We start from the raw sequence: 18,988 nt of genomic DNA, 5'->3' as shown, positions 1-18,988 counted from the left end.
ATACTTGAATTCCCTATAGGTCAAACACAAAGCTTATTTTGTTTATTGTTGGGATTACGAAAACAGTGGCTGCGCGGCCAACTGAAAAATTGCTTGCGCAACACAGCATCAATGTATTAGTAAAGTCGCATTAATTGGTGGCAAAGCTAACCAGTTACGTCATTCTTGCATCAGACTGGGCATCCGACATTCTGTTTAGCACTAATTGGTTTCCCTCTCTCCCCTACAGCTTTACGGGGGGACTACAGATTCAAACCCGACAATGCGAAGCATTCTGAACAGCTGCTCGGAGCGAAAGTCAGTGCATGAAAATAGCTACGAAAGCACGGTTAAGATAATTGAGCGTAGCGTGCTTTCGCCATCAGTGATACCAGATTCATCAACTAGTCATTTTTCAATCAGCCACGGGCTCTACAAATTCTGAAAAAGACCTCGAGCCTCACATGCATCAAGGAAAGGTTTTCTAAGAAAATTGCAATCGGCATATGGTCGACTCCGAGTCTGCCGCGCCAAAGTTGCCAGAAAATCATAAGGATCTCGCCCATCCTCTCTCCATTCGTCAAGCACTTGTGTCAGCCAATACTTGCCAGCACTTTCATCGCAAAATTTAGCTTTGTAACGTTCCTCAATGCCATAAACATCCTTCCATGTATCAATTTCTTCGGTAACAGCAGCAGGTCCGAATTGCAGGGTGATATCAGCAGGTGTCAGGTTGGCTATATCTGAAGATTGCAGTGTTACTTGTAGCTCAATTGAATGAGCCCCAAGTTTGTAAGGATAGAAAGCAGCACGACGATGAACGGCCCTTACAGGATCTTTTGGTGTGTAAGCGGGGTCATTAGTTGTCTTATAGCTGCTATTGCAATAATGACAGGCTGGCACAAGATTACGAAAGTTTATTGAATTAAAAGGATATAGTGCCTTAGGCAAGTAGTGGTCGTAAGCTTCGCGTTTAGTATGGTATTCGCCAAGTAAGTCGCTGATACCACAGAACGGGCATTTTCCAGTTTTATTTATTTGCACAAAGTTCTTGTAGTGATCGTTAATGTCACCAATCTTGGCGCGTAGAGCAGCAAGATCCAGCAATGACTGCGTATATAATCCTTTGAAAAACGTACCAAGTTGTTCTGACAGTTTTCTATGGTTCACCGCGATATCAGCGTAACGAGCTAGGCGTGTATTAGGCACATTGGCACATATTTTCTCTAGATTATTATTGCCTTGGTACCACCGTTTAAACTGAGCTATTTGATCTCGCGAGAGCAGGGCGAAACTTTGATAAATAGCTTGAACTTGACTTGAAAAACGATCTCCTGCCTGAGTGTCGCCATAGGCAAAAGATGTCATTATCTCTTTGAGGGGCGGATTAGCATCAAATAGAGTCAAGTCATATGGACCTAATTTTCTCGCTCTGCACCACACTTGATAGAAAATGAAATTTACAAACCGCTGCATCCTCTCCATTTGATGCGGCACATAGATGTAAGTAAAAAGCATTAGCTCTGCTCTCTCTCGCTGTCTTGTACGTTCTGATTAAGAATGGCATTGATCAATAACAGTTTTTCCACCGAGTCACCTAATTGCTGGTGAATTTCGGTAATCAGAGCCTCCCTATCCTCTCCACCTATCTCAAAGCGTCGTCGTAAATCTTCTAGCAGGGACTGTGCATAACCACCAATAGTTTCATGTTTCCCAAAGGTGTTCATAGTGATTTTGTTGATAGAGGCGCCAAGCGTGTTGTAGTCCGGATGGCTAATGCTGACAACTCCACTTGTTTCGTCTTTGCTGAATACTAAAACTTTGTCCGGTTTACTATCTGAAATCAGAAACGGAGTGTGAGTGGTGATCAACATTTCTTGTCCCACATCCCTTTTATCTGGTAAGCACTGACGCAAGCGGGTTATAAAACTGGCTCGCCAATTTGGGTTAAAGTGAGTTTCAGGCTCATCGAGCAGAAGCAAGCAGTTAGTGTCACGGAATAGCACACACAAACCAAGGCTATGCAATAACTGGTGTTCGCCATCCGATAGTTCTTTGAGAAGCATCGGCTTCTCGACCCCTATCTTCCTGAAATAGAAATGTTTAAAGCGCATGATTCGCTCATCAGATGCTAGCGTCGGTACTGTTTCACTAACATAGTGACTGGTTGAAGTGTATAAATCCGACTTAAGCGTATCACTTACAACATATAGGTTAAGAGCTAACAACACCTGAAACGCCTGGAATAGAGCCAATGGTGAACCGTCGAAATTTTCGCGGAAGGCTTGCTTAGTTGCCTCATTAATCCGGTAATCTAAGATTAGCGTATCGGTAACATCATCGACGTAACTCAAGGTAGCGCATCGCTGTAAGGCATTAATCATTAATGAAGATCTTTCGTCGCCTTCCAGTAAATGGAGAATATTCAGGCGATAATGGAGTGATCCCTGTTCGTCGATATGGAACTGTAGAGCAGGATTACTATTGACTATGTCTTCAGGTAACTGGTATTGATTTTCATCTTCACTGGCAAAAGCAGCAAGTTGTTCTGGCCGCAGTCCAACACTACGACGAACGATAATGCGGAATTCCTGCAGTGCATCAATCCCCACGTCCTCGCGGAAAGGACGCAAATTATCCTCATCGAGAAATAGCAGGTTGCACAGCAGAATGGCTTGGCTGAATCCGTTATCAAGATATGCAAGTCTGGTTTCTGGGTGACCAGGATATGGAAGTTGCTGGGTAAGTGCGTTGTAGTACTCGTCAAACTGAACAAAACGCATCTTAAAAAAAGGAAGACTAAGGATTTCGTTCTCGCCTGAAGAGTAACCAAGCACGTACTGGGGTAACAGCATGTCTATATGGCTACTAGTGAATGGTTCATTTATATCCGTACCAAAGTCACTTTGGTTTTCCCAAAGAAAGCGCACCGATTCACCAGCATTTTTCCATATATGCACTTTTGCCCATTCGGGACTGTTAGAGCTACGGTATTCAGGAAGGACTCGAATCAAATAATCTAGCTCAAAGGAAATGGGTGAAAGATCCAGAGTCTCATCTTGCAATGCTTCAGGAAGAAAACTCCGGCGCACACGCAGAATTTCTAGCTGAAAGAAGATTGCAGCTAGGGCTTCAAGCAAGTTGGATTTGCCGCTGCCATTCGGTCCGGCGCAGACGAAGGGGGCAAAGTGGTCAGCTTTTGCGAGTTCATCCTGCAAGTTCCATTCGGTGCGAAAATGGTGCTCAAAACCGCAGGGCAAGCTGCGGAAGCCTGCAGGGTCGGTGATCTTGAGGCGTAGTAGTTTCATGCTGGACTTTGCTCAATAGCGGCTTGGAGCTTGATGCAATTGCCAGCATCGTCAAATACCTGTGTCAATGTGCCAGCAGCCAGGGCCTCGAACACCCATGTCTTGATATATTCGTAGTCACTAGCACCCATCACTAAGTCGTTGTCCAGGTGGAGCTCCGCCAGTCGGTTTTGTGCCAGTTCCATAAATTGTTGTAACGAAAATGGTGTTTCAGCAAGTTGTGCACGATAGGCTTCCAGCCATCCTGTAATCAATGCCTTGCGAGCCTCAGCATTTTCCAAGGCAGCCAGCGAATCGTCGGTTTCAGGCAGTTGAATGGCTGGTAAAGTTTGCAAAACTAGTTCAGGCACAGCGGATTGGTCTCCTTGGGAAACGGAGGAGGCATATTGAGCAGGTGAGTCAGGCATGCAAACCCGAGAGAGGTCTAGGTTGCCTTTAAAAGCCTGTTGGCTCAGAACACCATAAAGGCTTTCCAAGTCGGCAAGACTTTGCTGGTAGTGGGATTTGAGAACTTCGATCTTTTCGGCGATTGCAGCGAATTCGTTTTGAGTTTCAACAGGCGGTTTGATCATCGTGATCTTTTCAAAATCCCCCTTTGTTAGAATCTTCTTCATCCCCTTAGCGGCGTGACTCTGTATGTAGGCCTGAGACAACTTAAACAATGCATACAAATACAGCGGGTTCACATCCTTTCCGGGCTGGATAGCATTGATCTGCTGATTGAATGACACTGTCCTATCTGTTAGTGCTGCACGCCCGATTGACTCTATGCTGCCCGCTATACAAGCAACAAGCAAGGCTCCGTTCGTTACCGTTCTTGCTTTTCTCGCACCAACTTCAGAAAGATACTCGGTGGCTGAGGTGACGAAAACAGCATCTCTCGTAATGTTGTCCGTCTTGATCCACTCGATGAAATCGCCATCGTAATTGGCAGGATCATTTCTGGGTGGCGTATTGCCCGTAGAAATTTTCCCAAATGTTTTCAGTCCGGGTTTATCCCACCCCATCTCATTCCGTACCGGATCGCCGAAAATTTCCAAAAACACGCTTTTGAGCAGATCGTCGAGTTGGCGCAAGTGCTGTCTGCGCAGGACGATCAGTTCTTCCACTTTGCCGAGCAGATGGGCAATGCGTATTTGGTCATCAAGCGGAAGAATAGGAACCTCTATTTTCTTTAGTGTGTCCTGTGTAATCGCCTTGAAAGTTGATCCCGTTCCGAGAGCATCAATTTTCTTCTCGTTAGCCTTGAGCCAATAATAGAGAAATTTTCCATCAAGTTCAGATAAAGGACGGATTGCCGCAAGACCGCGGCCGATTATTGATTTCTGATTGCAGATATTGACCGCGCCAACAGGCGCACGAACCGAAATGAGGATATCGCCGGATTCGGCCTCTTTTCGCTTCTCACTTGTACACCACATACGAACTGTAGGGTGCATGTCTTGAAAATCAGCCTTACCTTGAAAAAATGGCAATCCCTCACCAGTAGAGTTGTAGGTGGATGACTCCGGTGATTGACCCGCAACTATTTTTGCGATCGAGGCCAGTGGCTTAAATATCATCCCACCATCCCCTTTAACGTTAGCAACTCGCGCACAATACCGTTTTGCACTTTGACCAGTTCCGCCTCATCCACATCACCTACTTCCGCCTGAATTAGCCGACCTAAAATCATACTTGGCGCATCGTAGTTCACCTCTTCAAATATCTCTTCCTTGTAGCGCGAAATGGAGAGGTCGAAGTTGTTTTTCTCGCCCACAATCTCGCTGCGCGGTACCATGAAGTACCTGCCGGTTCGGTCTGTGTCGGTCCCCACATTGCGAGTGTGGAACTTAGTGATGATGTCTTGCAGGTCGCCATAACCTTCCTGCTTAGTTCGCTTATCGTCCAACGAATAGCCGTCAGCGGTCATTTCGTAAAACCAGACATTTTCGGTAGCTGGTTTTGTAATCTTGTCTTTTGTTCCCCAGACCTTGGTGAACAGTAAAATGGCGGTGCTGACTCCAGCGTAGGGTTTGAACACGCCGCCAGGCAGGGTAATGACGGCTTTGAGATCGCAACGCTCCACTAAGGTTTGACGCAAATCCCTGAACGCTTTGCCGGAGCCGAACAACACTCCCTGCGGCACGATCACACAGGCGGTACCGCCTTTTTTTAGCAAGCGATAGATGTTTTCGACAAACAGCAACTCAGTCTTAGTAGTGCCCAGTTGTAAGGCTTCGTTGATATCGCCCTTGTCGATGCTGCCGGTAAAAGGCGGGTTGGCTAACACGATGTCGTAGGCGGACTCTTCGTTGTAGCTTTTGCTCAGAGTGTCCTGATAGTCGATATTGGGCTCATCGATACCGTGCATCATCAGGTTCATCAACCCTAAGCGCACCATAGTTGCGTCAATATCGTAGCCGTACAGGCTTTCTTGCAGAACGAATTGGCGCTTTTCATCAAATGTTGCAGCAACTGAGGTGCGGATAAAACCATCTTCATCGGGTACAAGGTTCCTGGCACCGGCGTTGATAGCCAGTTGAGTAACGATGTACTGATAGGCACCCAACAGAAATCCGCCAGTCCCGCAGGCCGGGTCAGCAATACGGTGGCCCAGTTGCGGCTGTACCAGCTCGGCCATCAGCTTGATAATGTGACGAGGGGTGCGAAACTGACCGTTCTTACCTGCGGTAGCGATTTCCGAAAGCAGCATTTCATAAACATCGCCCTGGATGTCCTGGAAGGCCTGCCCATGTTCTTGCGAGTCCTTTTCCATCACCGCAAAGATGTCGTCGATGGTTTTCACTGCCTCTACCAACAGCGCCGGTTTAGGTATGATGAACACGGCGTTTTTCATGTGGTGAGTGAAATTGGACTCCGCACCGTTCAGATCTTTCAGGAAGGGAAATACCTTGCCCTGTACGTGCTGCAGCATCTCCTCTGCCTGCATACGCTTGAATTCGCTCCAACGCAGCGTACGTTTGTCAATGGGACGCTGTTCCGCCACAGGCCAATTGCGCTCCTCAGGCGGAATCCAGGTACCTTCAAACCTGGAGGTGTATTCTTCATTTGTCCATTCAGCATCGGCCTGGCGCTTTTGATCCAACTCATCAAGCCGTTTCATAAACAGCAGGTAGGTAATTTGCTCTATGGCAGTAAGCGGATTGCTGATGCCACCGCTCCAGAATTTGTTCCAAAGCAGGTCGATTTTAGATTTTAGTTCGGGGTTGTTCTGTAACATGGTATGGCCTGTTTTTAGGCAACCAACCGTTCGGTCAGTTGCAGAATCTCGTTAATTTCAGATGGGCTGAACACGCCACGAATACCTTGAGGGTGAATTACCGTGAAGGGGGCGTTAATCAAGTCTTTCTTCTCCACCCTTTCGCGATCAACAATGAAGTTCTTCAATAGTTCAAGGAACTCCATCTGTCGGCTGCTGAGCGTAGTGTGGACACGGATAAACTGGTCGAAGGCTGCACTAACCTCATCAGGAAAGCTTTTGAGCACTTCGATGCCGAGGATATGGCGGATGAACTGAACGAAACGTGCCTTGCGGTTTTTATAGACTTGACGCAGCAGGTCTTCAGTAATGTGCGGATGCTCTTCATGCAGCAGCTCAGCCAGTTCATTGGCTTCCTGACTACTAACCGCATCACCGTTCTTGATTTTCTGTAGCACCGGATTGTGCTCGGTCAGCTCGGCAATCAAAGTTTCGACCATTTCACGGTAACGGGTAATGCTGACGGCTTCGTGCTGCGGCCCGAACTCCACCCATTCTTTCTTATAAAGCTCATCGGCCAAATCAAGCTGAGTTTGCTCCTCGCCTCTGGATTTTTCACGGAACTTCATCAAAGGGCCGAGCCTGGCGACTATAACATCGAACGCATCCTCATCGGCTTTGGCCCAGTAATGATTAGTTTGTGCCGTGCGGATCAGGGCCTCTTCTTGTTGTACGAAGCTAACTGACAGCGGTAATTCACTGATCTGCTCGACGATGCCTTCTTTGAGCGTTTCGGCTTGCTCTTTGTTTTCATCGAGCACAGCCAGCGAAAATTCGAGTAGGTCGCGCTCAAAGCGCATGGCCTTGAAGTCGACCTCAGAAACAGTACGGAACAGAGGTTTGATTTCAGCACGTAAGAATTCCAGTCGGTCGTGGCTGAGATTAATCCAGAAGTTGTCATCCTCCAGCCGCGCCAGAGCTGCGACAGCCTCCTTGATTACGACCGACTCTTTGGGCAACGCTGCAATCTGCACACGAACCTTGGCAATTTCACGACTGGCAATATCGGCATGACCACGATCATAAGCCTTCTCGATCTTGTCAAGCCGCAGGCCGAACAAACGCAATGGCAATGGCAATTGCTGTTTGAGTTCTTTGCCTTTTGGGTTGAGCTTGAAGTATTCGAAATTGTCCCAGCAGTCGAGGATCAGGAACATATCCTTTTCAAGGCACCAAGGCTTGAGTTTGCTGGTTTCCAGCAGGCGCGTGCCGCGCCCGACCATCTGCCAAAACTTGGTGTAGGAATAGACTGGCTTGGCGAACACAAGGTTGACGATTTCACGTACATCAATACCAGTGTCTAGCATATCCACGCTGATGGCAATGCGCGGCATATCATTGTTAGTGAACTGATCGAGAAGGCCGCCCTTGCCATAGACACGTGGGTCTTCCGATACCAGCACCTTAGCCAGTTCTCCGTGGTATTGCGGATAGAGCTTATCGAAAATATCTTCCATACGCCGGGCATGGGCCTTAGTGGCGCAAAAAAAGATGGTTTTACCGGGCAGAACTCCGTTGGCATCTTTAATTGCCTCTTCCATGAACTCGCGGACGATCAGGGTATTGGTCCCCTTGTTAATCACCTGCTTTTCAAGCTCGGTCCCCTCAAAGTTGATGTCTTCAACATCCTTGCCTTGCAGGATCAGCTTTTTCTGGTCTTCCAACGAAATCGTGCGTTTGCTGATGCCTTCTATCTGGAATTTGGTCTGAATCTTCATAACCTGAAAATTGCAGAGATAAGGCGGCACGTGGTTTACAGCCTCTTCATAGGTATAAGCGAATGTGGGAAGACCATCTTCGCAGTGAAATAACTGGAAGGTATTGTGGTCGATAATATCAGTTGGCGTGGCGGTCAACCCCAATGTGATGGCTTTAAAATAATCGAGTACTTCGCCGAATGTGTTATAGATCGAGCGATGACTCTCATCAACGACGATGAAATCGAAGAAGTGCGGCGACAGGTGCTGCACATCATCTCGGATGATGTTGAGCATTGTCGGGTAGGTCGCGACGTATATGCGACGGTCCGTAGCAATCAGCTTTTCACCCATATTTGGCCAGCGCGGTTCATTCGGCAAGTGCTCTTTGAAAGCTGCCAATGCTTGCTCGCGCAAAGCGATGCGATCCACAAGAAATAGAACCCTTTCAGCATGTCCGGCACGCATCAAAGCATCAACCATGGCAATGCAAGTGCGCGTTTTGCCTGTGCCAGTGGCCATAACCAGAAGAAAGTCACGCCTTTTTTGTTCAATACCTTCAAGCACCGAACGAATAGCACGGATCTGGTAGTCGCGACCAGCAATTGAGGTGTTAATGAATTCCTGCGTCAACGGCTTTCGATTGCGACGGATGTATGCAAAGCGTTCCAAATCGTCTCGCGTGGGGAAACCTAAGACCTGACGCGGCGGTGCGTTTTCTAGATCCCAGAAATAAAGTTCGTGCCCATTGGTATAAAAGCAGAAGGGTAGCTCACCACCCAATTGCTTCTGGAGGTTGTAGCAATACTGCTTCGCTTGCTCACGGCCCAGAGCTGCATCTTTACTAGTGCGCTTAGCTTCGACTACAGCAAGTGGTTTGCCATCTTTCCCTAAGAGAACATAGTCACTGTACTGGTGCCCACCATACTCCTGGTGAGGTTCAGCTACACCTTCTGATTGATTCGTGAGGATATCAAATTCTTGCACAACTTTGGTTGGATCTTGTACATCCCACCCAGCAATGCACAATTGACTATCGATAACAGCAATCCGAGTTTCTTTCTCAGAACTTTGCATATCTCTCACATCTCCATGACAATCCCATCCAAGCAGAACTGGGATTTGAACGCTTTTTAAACACTTATTTTCGGTTGTCGAAGCAATTTAAAGTTAAACTTTTGATTCAATCAACTACGACATAACAACGAGATGTTCAAAATTCACTCTGCAAGATGAAATAACACTTTAATTGAGTAATGCCCATCTTAACATTATGCCCTGCTGAAGAACGATGTCTGATACAGAAAAGCTTAACAAACCAAGATGCAATCTAGTACTTACAATTTTTCCACAAAGCTTCTGTGACTAGCACCCATAGGTTGAACTCACAGCACATAGCGGCCAGAATTGGGATAGGCTGCTCCGCTCTGAGCGAGAAGCGGCAATCACAGTTGTCCTCACAACTGATTAAATTGCGGTGTGTTACTCAATGGGGAGCAGGCCAATTCTGTTTTTCAGAGTGGCTACTCAACTTGATATCACCATGCACAGTCTCTACCTCATCTTCTTTTTCTTATCAAAGGGAGTGAAAAAATTTTTAGGCACCCAAATAGGCACCCACGAAAAGTTGAACCAGAATTTATTCAAATTAATTCAATTAATTACACAACCAATTCAGACTCCGCCAGCCCACCAAATAAAACAAGGGGTTACGTGAAAACGTAGCCCCTTTTTGTTGTCCATGTCCACTTTACGTCCACTCAGCTAAAGGATGAAATGCAGATGGCCACAAAATACCAAACCGAACTGGCTCTAAAAGCGTTGCTCACTGAACTGCATCGCACAGGCCAAGACCTCTACACATTCGTTGACGAAGCGATTTTGCAGATGCATCAAGAAAAACTATTCGTAAAGGAAGATACGATTAGAGAAAGAGGTGGAGCGGAAGACGCACTCTTCGCAAGTGTTGAGGCGCTTGCTGGAAGACGACCTCATGTGAAACCTGGAAACATCGAAGATTTCTAATCTTCGCTAAACCCATCGACTTCAACGTAAATAGTTTTTTTGTTACCTGTTGTTGTTAACTTTATAACTCACCTGTTTATGCAGCATATGCGTAGTCTTTGGCGGCACGAATCATGCTGCTATAAATATCCCAAGTACAAACTTATTTGTAAATGGGCACTGCAAACCTGTAGGGAAATAGTAAAAATCACCTTACCAATATAGCACCAAAATAAAGAACCTCCTTCCCTCCATAACTTACATACACTTTATTTAAATATTTTATTTGTGCTTCTACTGGCAGCATCAAGCGTACGAAGTCGCGAATATCTGGATGTGATTTATTAGGCCAATTATTTTTTATTAAAGTTGAGATTTCGTCATCTACAATATAACTATTATTGATTGAATCATATTTAATCACTATCGGTTTATATGATTTATACCCTTCTTTATAAGATTGACTTAAAGTTATAAACTCGGCCTCTTTCGATAAAAAATCGATCGCCCTCTCATTTATAGAAGCTCTTCTTAATATCGGGCTATGCGTTCGACTAACACACAGCGCAAATTGCTCGTCATTAAATCCCAAATCCCTAAATGCTAAATACATCAGGAGAAGTAAAAGGCGGGATTTAACATCCATTTCCCTTGTAATATCTCCAGCCTCAAAGGTTTTATATTCATTCCCATGAGCGACACTATTCCTTATATTCCTTATTATATCAAAATCATCATCACTAAATGAAATCGCATCTTTGATTTCATTGGTTACACCAGACATTACATAATCATACTTATCCTTCAGGATCGCATGTGTAGTATTCTTGAGTCTACTCACTTCACCTCTGATACCAGTAATTAAATCCACATCTTCTGGACTTAATTCCGTATCAGAAACGAACCCATCTATTGATTTAATCAATGTATTTCTAAAATTATTAAACACATCAATATTAAGTTTATGTCCTTTGCCTTTTGATTTCATAGAGCAATATTTTTCTAGAGTTACTACATGAGTGAGAATATCCATTTCCCAGCTTTTATTCCCATTAAGGATGGTTATCAATCGACTCCAAATTGTTCTGAATGTTTTTTTTGAAAAAAAGTTTTTAATAATTACAGGAAATAACCCCTCACTGACAATGAAGTTAAAAGAACAGAAAGCTTCGTGAGAATAACTCAATGGGCGCTCAGAAAAATTAAACTGAGGAATGTATATTGAATTATATTTCGCATTTGACTCCTTTGACACCAAATATAAAAATCTGACTGTCAGAGGAACGCCGAGCAAAATAGAAAAAAGACTTCTCACCTCTCTAACAATCTCCTTAATATCATCTAATAGAAAAAAACCATCTTCTTTGGTTATAAAGATTGAATGTTCAACATTTATTGTGTGATTCGTGGGCGTGTTAGCTTTTAGGTCTAAGTCATTTACATTCTCTATTATATATCTCTTCTCTTTATACGAAAAGTTAACCTTGAATCTTTCTGTATAACCATCCCTAATTAGTTTCTCACCCTCGTAATAAAAACCACGCTCCCTTTCTAACCATTCAGACACTCCAGTAAGGTGAATCTCTAATTTGTTAGAATTAAAAAACACCTTCCCTTTAGCAATCCACTTAGGATAAATCACTCCACTAACATACTCACACTCATTAAGTATAAATGTATTTGTACCGCCAATTTCGCAACATGTAATTTCACTTTCCAAATCAACACGCTCACTATATTCTATATTATTCGGCGAGCTTTCAATTTGAAGCAGTGGCAAACCATTAACTCCTACAATTAGCTTACCTATACATTTAATTTCTTTAATTGAAAATGAAACCAAAAAAGAATAACTTTCAAAAAAATCAAACCTTTCAAACTTCATATTAAATCCTTGACCTTGTTTAAGGTTATAAAAAAACAAAAAATAAATGTATTGATAACAGTATGCAGTGTATAAAAACAATAAAAAAAAAAGCAACGGCTACTTCAAAATTTAGGGGTGTACTTTTCAGTTTAAAAAAATGCAAAAAATCTCCTCAGACCTCGCCAGCACTGGCTTTACTGGTTTAAGCTGGCTGCACCCGCACTGCAATTCTGATCGTATCAAACTCACGTAAAATTAAAAATATCCTTTTATATCTATAAATTACAATTTTCACCCGTTCCTTTCTTGATCCTTGAAACTGAAAATCACTGAAATTCTTCTCAATCTTTTCAGTTCGGGTTTACCCGCAACTCGCCAGCAGTGGCGCGGTCTGGCGGGCTGGTTTGTAGAAAAATCAAACTGAAAAATTTCCCCGATCCAAAACCCGCAGGCGGGTGCGGTGTAGTGCCGTTTTTGTCTGCGACGACTTTATTTTGTCGGCGCGTGGCTGCGCCAGCGAAGCGGGACGGGTGCGATCGTGTTGATGGGATGCGGGGCGATGATGCGGGGCGTGACGCGCTCAGAACGCGCCGTAGCGCGTCTGGTGATAGGCACAAAAAAACCCGCAGGGCGCGGGCTGTCGGGAGGGGATCAGGCGATGATGCCCTGGTACTTGCTGCGGGTCTGTCCTGCCCTGCCAGCCGTTTGCGTAAAGGCGCTGGCGTTGGTCGGCGTGCCGGTGTCGGGGTGGGTGTGGCTCGCGCACTGCTGCGCCAGTTCTGCCAGCAAATCAATGGTGTCCAGCATCATGGCCAGCGTGTTCACGCTTTCGCTGCCGATATGGACAGTCGCGCCAATCACCTGCTGCCCGCCAGCGGCCACGGATTTACGCAGCGCGGCAATTTTCTCGGTCAGTGCCCCTTGCGTTTCAACGCTGATATTCCCGGCCACAGTGGTGGCCTGTTTGCCGGTGATATCCGTCTGCGCGTCACCCTTCACGCTGGCCAGAGCGTTGCCCCCGCAGGCCATCGCAAAATCACCGGTTGTCACATGCTGGATATGCCCGGCCATCAGCGTGGCCGTTCCCAGCACCGTGGTTTTATCCGTGGCCTTGATCGTGGTTTCGCGCGTCACCATTTCGCGGGTTTCCGTATCCGCCCTGACATTACGTGACATGGACGTTTCACGGATAGTCTGATCGGTCTGGCGCTCCCAGTCACCGCCCTGCGTCACGCGCTGCGACACTTCCGCGCGTTGCTGTTGCAGCTGCTCCCCCGGCTTCACATCCGGCAGACTGGTGCCCTCCGGCATGGTCTGGCGCACAAAGGGTTTATCCGGCCTGCCGCCTGTAAATCCGACTTCGACCAGTGTCCCTTCGGGCGGAAACTGAAACAGGCCGGAATCATTACCAGCCATCGGCACCGGCAGCGGAACCGCAGAATAAACCGGCGTGCTGCTGTCCGGGTTTCCGTCCGCGTCAAGCAGCTGCACATCCACCGCATAGCGGGGGCGGAACGGATCGGCAAAATTCCCGCTGCTGGCCGGTTCGCTTGCCGCCATCACGCGGGCAAACTTCGGCAGGTGCAGGCCGCTGGCCAGCTCCGGGAAATGGCGTTCAATCTGCCGTTGTGCCGGTGTTTTTTGCAGGGATGCGCCGGTGGATTTGTTGCGCGGTGTCCAGGTGATCGCCATGGTGTCATTGGTCAGAGTAACCTTTGTCACCCGCTCCCCGTTCATCTCCACGCCGGGGCGCATGGTCTGGATCACCGGCAGTGTCATGGTGTTGCCCCCTGCCGCGCCCTGGCTGAATTCATGCGGGATATCGACCGGACGCCCGGCAAAGAGCGACATATCCGCGCCGCCCACGTACAGGGAACCGTCCGGCAGCTGATACCAGACATAATCGACCACACCAAAGGCTTTGCCGAGGTTGTTAAGCAGCTGGAACCCCGTCCCGGAATGGGTGAAATGCGGGATCGGTTTGTCAGTATAACCGGCCTCCGGCACGGCCACGGTCAGCCCGCTGTTTTCCGTCAGCCAGGCGGCGACCTCCCGCAAGGTGGGATGCTGGAAAGAGCATGGCCACAGTTTTTCAAACACGCCCGCCAGCTCGCGCACAAAAAGGCGAACAAACCCGTTTTCCGCAGGCTGCGAGCGCTCAACATACCCCGTAAACCAGCGATACAGCGCGTCGCTGTAGCCAATATCGAGACGCACCATTTTGCCGGTGTAATCCTGCCCGGTTTCAGCGGTGATGAAACCGCGCCCGCAGGCGTTCAGCTCCAGTACCATATTCACATCGGCCAGATGCACCTCATCCCCGGAGAGGTACAGGCGTTTAATCGGTTTCATGCTTACCCCAGCGCATCATTAACGAGTTCTGCATTTTTACCGTGGCCAGCGACGCAGCCGAACGCGCCAGGCGGCTGATATGCGTAAACGCCGGGGCGGGACTGAGATGCGTGCCGTTACCGGTTTGCTGCCCCAACCCGTACACTCACGGATGCGCCGCCACAGTGGAACAATTCAGCGCAGGGAGGGAGTCGCATCCAGCGAACGGGCCAGCGTGCCGGACTCGCCAGCTTTACCGCTGGCAGTCAGCACATCGGTCAGCAGGACCGGCTTATTGAGGGGAAACATCGACGCATCAGCATCATCGTCGGTACAGACCATGCCCACGATGGCGGTGCTCACCGGGGTAATGGGGCGGGTGCCGTCGTTGACTTCAACAACGCGCACGCCGTGGTGGTAGTCCTGAGCCATAAAGCAATCTCTCCGGGTTGAGGGGTATGCTTATGTTCTGGCTGTTAGGCGTGCAGCGCACGTGGCGGGCTTTGTCTGACTACTGGCACAATAGAGTGGTTCATGACTTCAGTGATTGGTGAATCTGTTTTTGACCATCCATAACTGTTATTGTTTTATATAATTCAGGTAGGAGCATTCAAAGTTCAGGAGTGAAGAGTGATAGACGCACAACAGGAAACGAAACTTCGGTCATACGGGTTTACTGATAAAAACATTACAGCTTTGCGTGTCGTACTTGAAGACCCGAAACGTAAAGATCGGACTCTGCATTCACTTTTAGTTGAGCTAAAAAGACGTTTCTACACGTCCTGGATCATTGTCATTGGTTTACTGCTTTTTGCCACCTATGCCACTCTCACAAGAGATTATGGTAATGGTTTGATTTATTTCGCAATAATTTTCGTTTTATGTCTTTTTATATTGGGAATGGCACCGCTGTCTGTTTCATGGAAGGCGGTGAAGTTTTTACGCAAGGAGGGATAACCCTCCTTTCTGCCTAGCGAGCAAACTCTTTTTCATCGGTATTATACGTTTTGCCCATCGTATAAAGTTTATGGGCTGATTTTCCAACTTCAATAGCCAGCGCCGGACGTGTCATCGTTGAAACTTTGCGGTAAAAGTCAGTAGATAACCAGTCGTACAGCCGCCAGCTTTCCGGCTTGAGCATTGGGCGAAATATTCCGTACATTGACGTAACCATGTTCATCCCTTGATAGGCTAACATGCCTGTCTTACGCTCAAATCCCAGAAACTCTGCAGCGCCCATATACGCATCCTGAGCAATATTCCTTGGATTTGGCACTCCCGTTAGCTTATCAACATTTTCCATTAGGTTGCTGGTTCCATGAAAGATCAGCGTTGCTCCAGCAATTACCCCGAGGACATTCCCGGTGCTAGCTGAACCAACCGCCATAGTTGCACCGCCCACAATCTGAATGGCACCAAGGACAATTCCAACGACGCTAATTGCGTACCCTACTATTTTCCCATTTTCTTCATAAAGTTTTACGGCAGCAGCCAGATAAGCCTCACCCGTGCGCAACATTCTGTCCTGAACCTTAAGGTTATCGCGTTCGGCTTTTAAATTCGCAATGCACTCTTTGCATACATCATCATTCTTGGCCTGACGGATACCGTTACGCTGCACATTCATGAATCCTTTGATTTCATCAAGGAACCTGATACGGGTCAGCCCATCTTTAAAGTGTGCGCCGGCAACCTGCGTTGCTACATTCCACAAAGAATTTGCTTCTATCTGTGCCATAGCAAGATAGTAATTAGTAAACCTGTACTGGTTCAGATATATATCCATTTCTTCTTATCCATTCTGGTTTCAGCCTGATACGACGCTGCAAACAACTTAACCATATTATGATTACATTGTGAACTTTTGCCGCAGTCTCAACATATATGTTCATTGATAGTTTTAGTCCAGTCTCATCACACAGACAGAGGTGGGTGATACGTCAACAGCTACCGGTATCGAATGGCCTACATCGCCAAATCAGGCCAGTTAATGTCTGGTGCGGTGGTTGTATCAACAGCATTCACAGCGTCGATATAATCCAGCACAGCATTCAGTTCTGTCGTTTCCGCATCCGTCAGTGTTCTGCCTACCTGCAATTTTAGCTGAATGATACTGATCGACTTTATTGCCGCATCAACGAGCCGCTGCGCGTAGAGTTCAGCAGCGGCAATCTCTGCCGTATGTTGGCAGCAGTATCTGTCACCCACTTGCTGCCATCCCATTTGTCGTATTGTGTAGCCGGTGCCGCAGTGACAAAACCATCCTTAATCACGCCAATATAATCAATTTCTAAATCTGTATGGTCTGATGTTGACCAGACCGTTTTGCCGCGATGGTCTTCTTTTGGCTCCCACTTATTTCCCGCGAATACAGATACGTAACCATTAGCGGGTGCACCGGGATCGATAACGCCGCCATTAATGACCACTTCGCTGTTAATGCACGTAGTGTCGGCCTCCACGATTAACTCCGAAGTTTTGAAGGTGATATTGTCCGCCGCCTCGATCACCATGGATTTGATACCCCGGACATGCCACCGCCCGGTGGCGGGTTCATACTCATCAAACCAGACCCCGTCCGCGTACTCCGTCACGCCGCCGTCCATGGAATCCGACGGCGGCGCAAACTGATTGGAGTAGATGGCGGGCAGCACAAAAGCAGTTTCCAGATTGCCGCCCATGCTCAGCACCACCACCTGCTCATCCAGCGACGGACACCACCATGTACGGGCACCACCGGCACGCAGCGTCAGCCAGTTAATCCAGTTGGTTTCAAGCTCGCCCACCTTCACCCGGCACAGCCAGTTTTCCCGGCCCACTTCGGTCACAGTGCCGGTGCGGATCAGGCTGGTGATAAGGCGCATGATTTCTGTCAGTTGTGCGTTCATGGTGTCAGATTGCCCGTGATTTCATATTTAAAGAACGGTGCTTCATTGTCTGGTCTCTGATACATATACTCACTGATAGTTAACAAAGAGGGATGCCCAGATGGAATTTGATAAAATAAACGCTTTCTTAGCCACCGCGATTGGAGGCCTAATATTTAAATGGCTTGCAGGTGGAGTATCCTCATTTTGGTCATGGTTAAATAAAAGTCACTCAGAAGAAGATTTTTTGGTATCTAATATAGGAATTACAAAACCCTTAATCAGGCTTAGCTTTTGCAGATACAAGTTAAGCACCAAACCACACACTAAATTTAATAAAGCATTTCTCACTATCTTTGGCTCTACCATAATATTCACATTCCTAATTGGTTTTTATCATTTTACCGATATCGTTATTCGTGGCCCTATACAGTGGATTGATTACACACATAAAGAAACTAAAGACTCATTTTGGATAAAGCAGGAAGAAGCAAGGAATCAGCCAAACGCTCCGACCTGGAGTATCTCGCCAGATACTTGCATCAATAAAAGCGCATTAGATAAAATCACATCAATAAAACCTGAAACCAAAGAATTCATTTGCGGATATATGCTAGACCCCAAGAAAAAAGACGAGCTATCCAAAGCAGCCAATAAAAACTCACTAGGTCTAATGACCCTAATACCTATTGTTTATTTATCCTTGTTATTTTTGTTTATGATGGGAGAGGCTATGTTTATTGATTTGTATATAAATAAAAAAATCGCCGCTTTTAATAAATCAGAAATAGAAAAAAGTTACCAATATTTAACGTAAATTAAAAACTAAATAAGCGTTCCAAATAGTAGATCACTTTAGGGGAACTCAGCCCGGATTGTGCGATCTGATCAATCGCCAAAAAGGAACAAACCACCAACCGGACTGAGCGATTCCGATCATAGCGCCTATCCCCCGCGCTGAACGACGCCTGATGCAGAAAACTATCCATAAAACGCGTGACAAAAATCATGCACGCAGACTCACTGCTCTGCTGATGTTGGACCGGGGCGATCGTGTCAGTGACGTAGCCAGAACACTCTGTTGCGCCCGTTCATCTGTCGGCCGCTGGATTAACTGGTTCACGCTGTCGGTGACCTGCCCCCAGTATTAGATACAACCGTCAGTTAGTTATGTCGGTTTGTTTACCTTCACATTTTCCATTTCGCCACCGTGCTGCAAACTCTGATGGCGTCTGATAATTCAGTGCCGAATGTGGACGACACTCGTTATAATCCTGCCGCCAGTCATTAATGATTTTCCTGGTGTGAACAATATCGCTGAACCAGTGCTCATTCAGACATTCATCGCGAAAGCGACCGTTAAAACTCTCAATAAATATGTTCTGCGTTGGCTTGCCCGGCTGGATTAAGCGCAACTCGACACCATGCTCAAAGGCCCATTGATCAAGCGCGCGACAGGTAAATTCCGGGTCCTGATCGGTTCTTATCCTCGCCGGATAGCCACGAAATAGGGCAATGCTGTCCAGAATACGCGTGACCTGAACGCCTGAAATCCCGAATGCGGCGGTGATCGTCAGGCACTCCTTCGTGAAATCATCCACCCAGGTCAGGCACTTAATCCGGCGGCCACTGGCGAGTGCATCCATGACAAAATCCATCGACCAGGTCAGGTT

At 46.9% G+C, this 18,988-nt stretch carries 14 protein-coding genes and 3 pseudogenes; 4 read left to right on the top strand and 13 right to left on the bottom strand.

Features of this window, described 5'->3' with window-relative positions; translation table 11 throughout:
• Positions 1 to 411 precede the first annotated feature (411 nt).
• The 5 genes from BM427_RS22790 to BM427_RS22770 are packed head-to-tail and all read right to left on the bottom strand — an operon-like array spanning position 412 to position 9,323.
• Positions 412 to 1,497, bottom strand: coding sequence for an HNH endonuclease (locus BM427_RS22790; RefSeq protein ID WP_090126320.1), 1,086 nt, complete (start codon positions 1,495 to 1,497; stop codon positions 412 to 414).
• Positions 1,497 to 3,287 (bottom strand): restriction system-associated AAA family ATPase, encoded by a 1,791-nt coding sequence (locus BM427_RS22785; protein WP_090126318.1) that lies wholly within the window; start codon positions 3,285 to 3,287, stop codon positions 1,497 to 1,499. The genes BM427_RS22790 and BM427_RS22785 overlap by 1 nt, the downstream gene beginning before the upstream one ends.
• Entirely contained in the window at positions 3,284 to 4,849 is a 1,566-nt protein-coding gene (locus BM427_RS22780) for a restriction endonuclease subunit S (protein WP_090126315.1), read from the bottom strand. The genes BM427_RS22785 and BM427_RS22780 overlap by 4 nt, the downstream gene beginning before the upstream one ends.
• Positions 4,846 to 6,510, bottom strand: coding sequence for a type I restriction-modification system subunit M (locus BM427_RS22775; protein ID WP_090126312.1), 1,665 nt, complete (start codon positions 6,508 to 6,510; stop codon positions 4,846 to 4,848). The genes BM427_RS22780 and BM427_RS22775 overlap by 4 nt, the downstream gene beginning before the upstream one ends.
• Positions 6,511 to 6,524: 14 nt before the next feature.
• A complete protein-coding gene (locus BM427_RS22770) occupies positions 6,525 to 9,323 on the bottom strand; it encodes a type I restriction endonuclease subunit R (protein ID WP_090126309.1) in 2,799 nt (932 codons plus the stop codon).
• Positions 9,324 to 10,028: 705 nt separating this feature from the next.
• Between BM427_RS22770 and BM427_RS22760 the strand changes: the two genes are divergently transcribed.
• Entirely contained in the window at positions 10,029 to 10,271 is a 243-nt protein-coding gene (locus tag BM427_RS22760; protein WP_139234452.1) for a hypothetical protein, read from the top strand.
• Positions 10,272 to 10,458: 187 nt separating this feature from the next.
• Here the strand turns inward: BM427_RS22760 and BM427_RS22755 are convergent, their stop codons facing one another.
• The 4 genes and pseudogenes from BM427_RS22755 to BM427_RS22745 all read right to left on the bottom strand — a co-directional run.
• Entirely contained in the window at positions 10,459 to 12,135 is a 1,677-nt protein-coding gene (locus BM427_RS22755) for a HEPN domain-containing protein (RefSeq protein WP_090126297.1), read from the bottom strand.
• Between the two features lie 633 nt (positions 12,136 to 12,768).
• Complete coding sequence (locus BM427_RS22750; RefSeq protein ID WP_090126294.1) at positions 12,769 to 14,469, bottom strand: hypothetical protein; 1,701 nt, start codon at positions 14,467 to 14,469, stop codon at positions 12,769 to 12,771.
• Positions 14,456 to 14,614: a hypothetical protein gene (locus tag BM427_RS25775; RefSeq protein ID WP_167518565.1), complete on the bottom strand. Its 159-nt coding sequence runs from the start codon at positions 14,612 to 14,614 to the stop codon at positions 14,456 to 14,458. Before BM427_RS25775 ends, BM427_RS22750 begins: the two co-directional genes overlap by 14 nt.
• Before the next feature lie 47 nt (positions 14,615 to 14,661).
• Positions 14,662 to 14,880: pseudogene (locus BM427_RS22745) on the bottom strand (phage tail protein); the annotation flags it as partial.
• A gap of 198 nt (positions 14,881 to 15,078) precedes the next feature.
• On the opposite strand from BM427_RS22745, the gene BM427_RS22740 reads away from it, so the two are divergent.
• Positions 15,079 to 15,405 carry a hypothetical protein gene (locus BM427_RS22740; RefSeq protein WP_090126291.1) on the top strand — a complete coding sequence of 109 codons (327 nt, stop codon included), beginning with the start codon at positions 15,079 to 15,081 and terminating at the stop codon, positions 15,403 to 15,405.
• Positions 15,406 to 15,418: 13 nt separating this feature from the next.
• On the opposite strand, the gene BM427_RS22735 is transcribed toward BM427_RS22740, so the two are convergent.
• The 3 genes and pseudogenes from BM427_RS22735 to BM427_RS26165 all read right to left on the bottom strand — a co-directional run.
• Positions 15,419 to 16,234 carry a DUF4225 domain-containing protein gene (locus BM427_RS22735; protein WP_090126288.1) on the bottom strand — a complete coding sequence of 272 codons (816 nt, stop codon included), beginning with the start codon at positions 16,232 to 16,234 and terminating at the stop codon, positions 15,419 to 15,421.
• A 179-nt stretch (positions 16,235 to 16,413) separates the two neighbouring features.
• Positions 16,414 to 16,671, bottom strand: a complete 258-nt coding sequence (locus BM427_RS26170; protein WP_425280052.1) for a tail fiber assembly protein — start codon at positions 16,669 to 16,671, stop codon at positions 16,414 to 16,416.
• 152 nt (positions 16,672 to 16,823) lie between these two features.
• A pseudogene (locus BM427_RS26165) lies at positions 16,824 to 17,336 on the bottom strand (phage baseplate assembly protein V); the annotation flags it as partial.
• Between the two features lie 100 nt (positions 17,337 to 17,436).
• On the opposite strand from BM427_RS26165, the gene BM427_RS22725 reads away from it, so the two are divergent.
• Together BM427_RS22725 and BM427_RS22720 are read left to right on the top strand one after the other, a co-directional pair.
• The gene (locus BM427_RS22725) at positions 17,437 to 18,132 is read left to right on the top strand and encodes a DUF6216 family protein (RefSeq protein ID WP_090126284.1); all 696 of its coding nucleotides are present in this window, start codon (positions 17,437 to 17,439) and stop codon (positions 18,130 to 18,132) included.
• Positions 18,133 to 18,244: 112 nt separating this feature from the next.
• Positions 18,245 to 18,445, top strand: a pseudogene (locus tag BM427_RS22720) (helix-turn-helix domain-containing protein); the annotation flags it as partial.
• Positions 18,446 to 18,475: 30 nt separating this feature from the next.
• On the opposite strand, the gene BM427_RS22715 reads toward BM427_RS22720, so the two are convergent.
• Positions 18,476 to 18,988: integrase core domain-containing protein (locus BM427_RS22715; protein ID WP_139234451.1), on the bottom strand; the 513-nt coding region annotated here is incomplete at its 5' end.

It is taken from the genome of Kosakonia arachidis, assembly GCF_900116535.1.
In the GTDB taxonomy this organism is placed as follows: domain Bacteria; phylum Pseudomonadota; class Gammaproteobacteria; order Enterobacterales; family Enterobacteriaceae; genus Kosakonia; species Kosakonia arachidis.
Note: the sequence above shows the minus strand (reverse complement) of the source record. Positions and strands in the feature narration are given on the sequence as shown.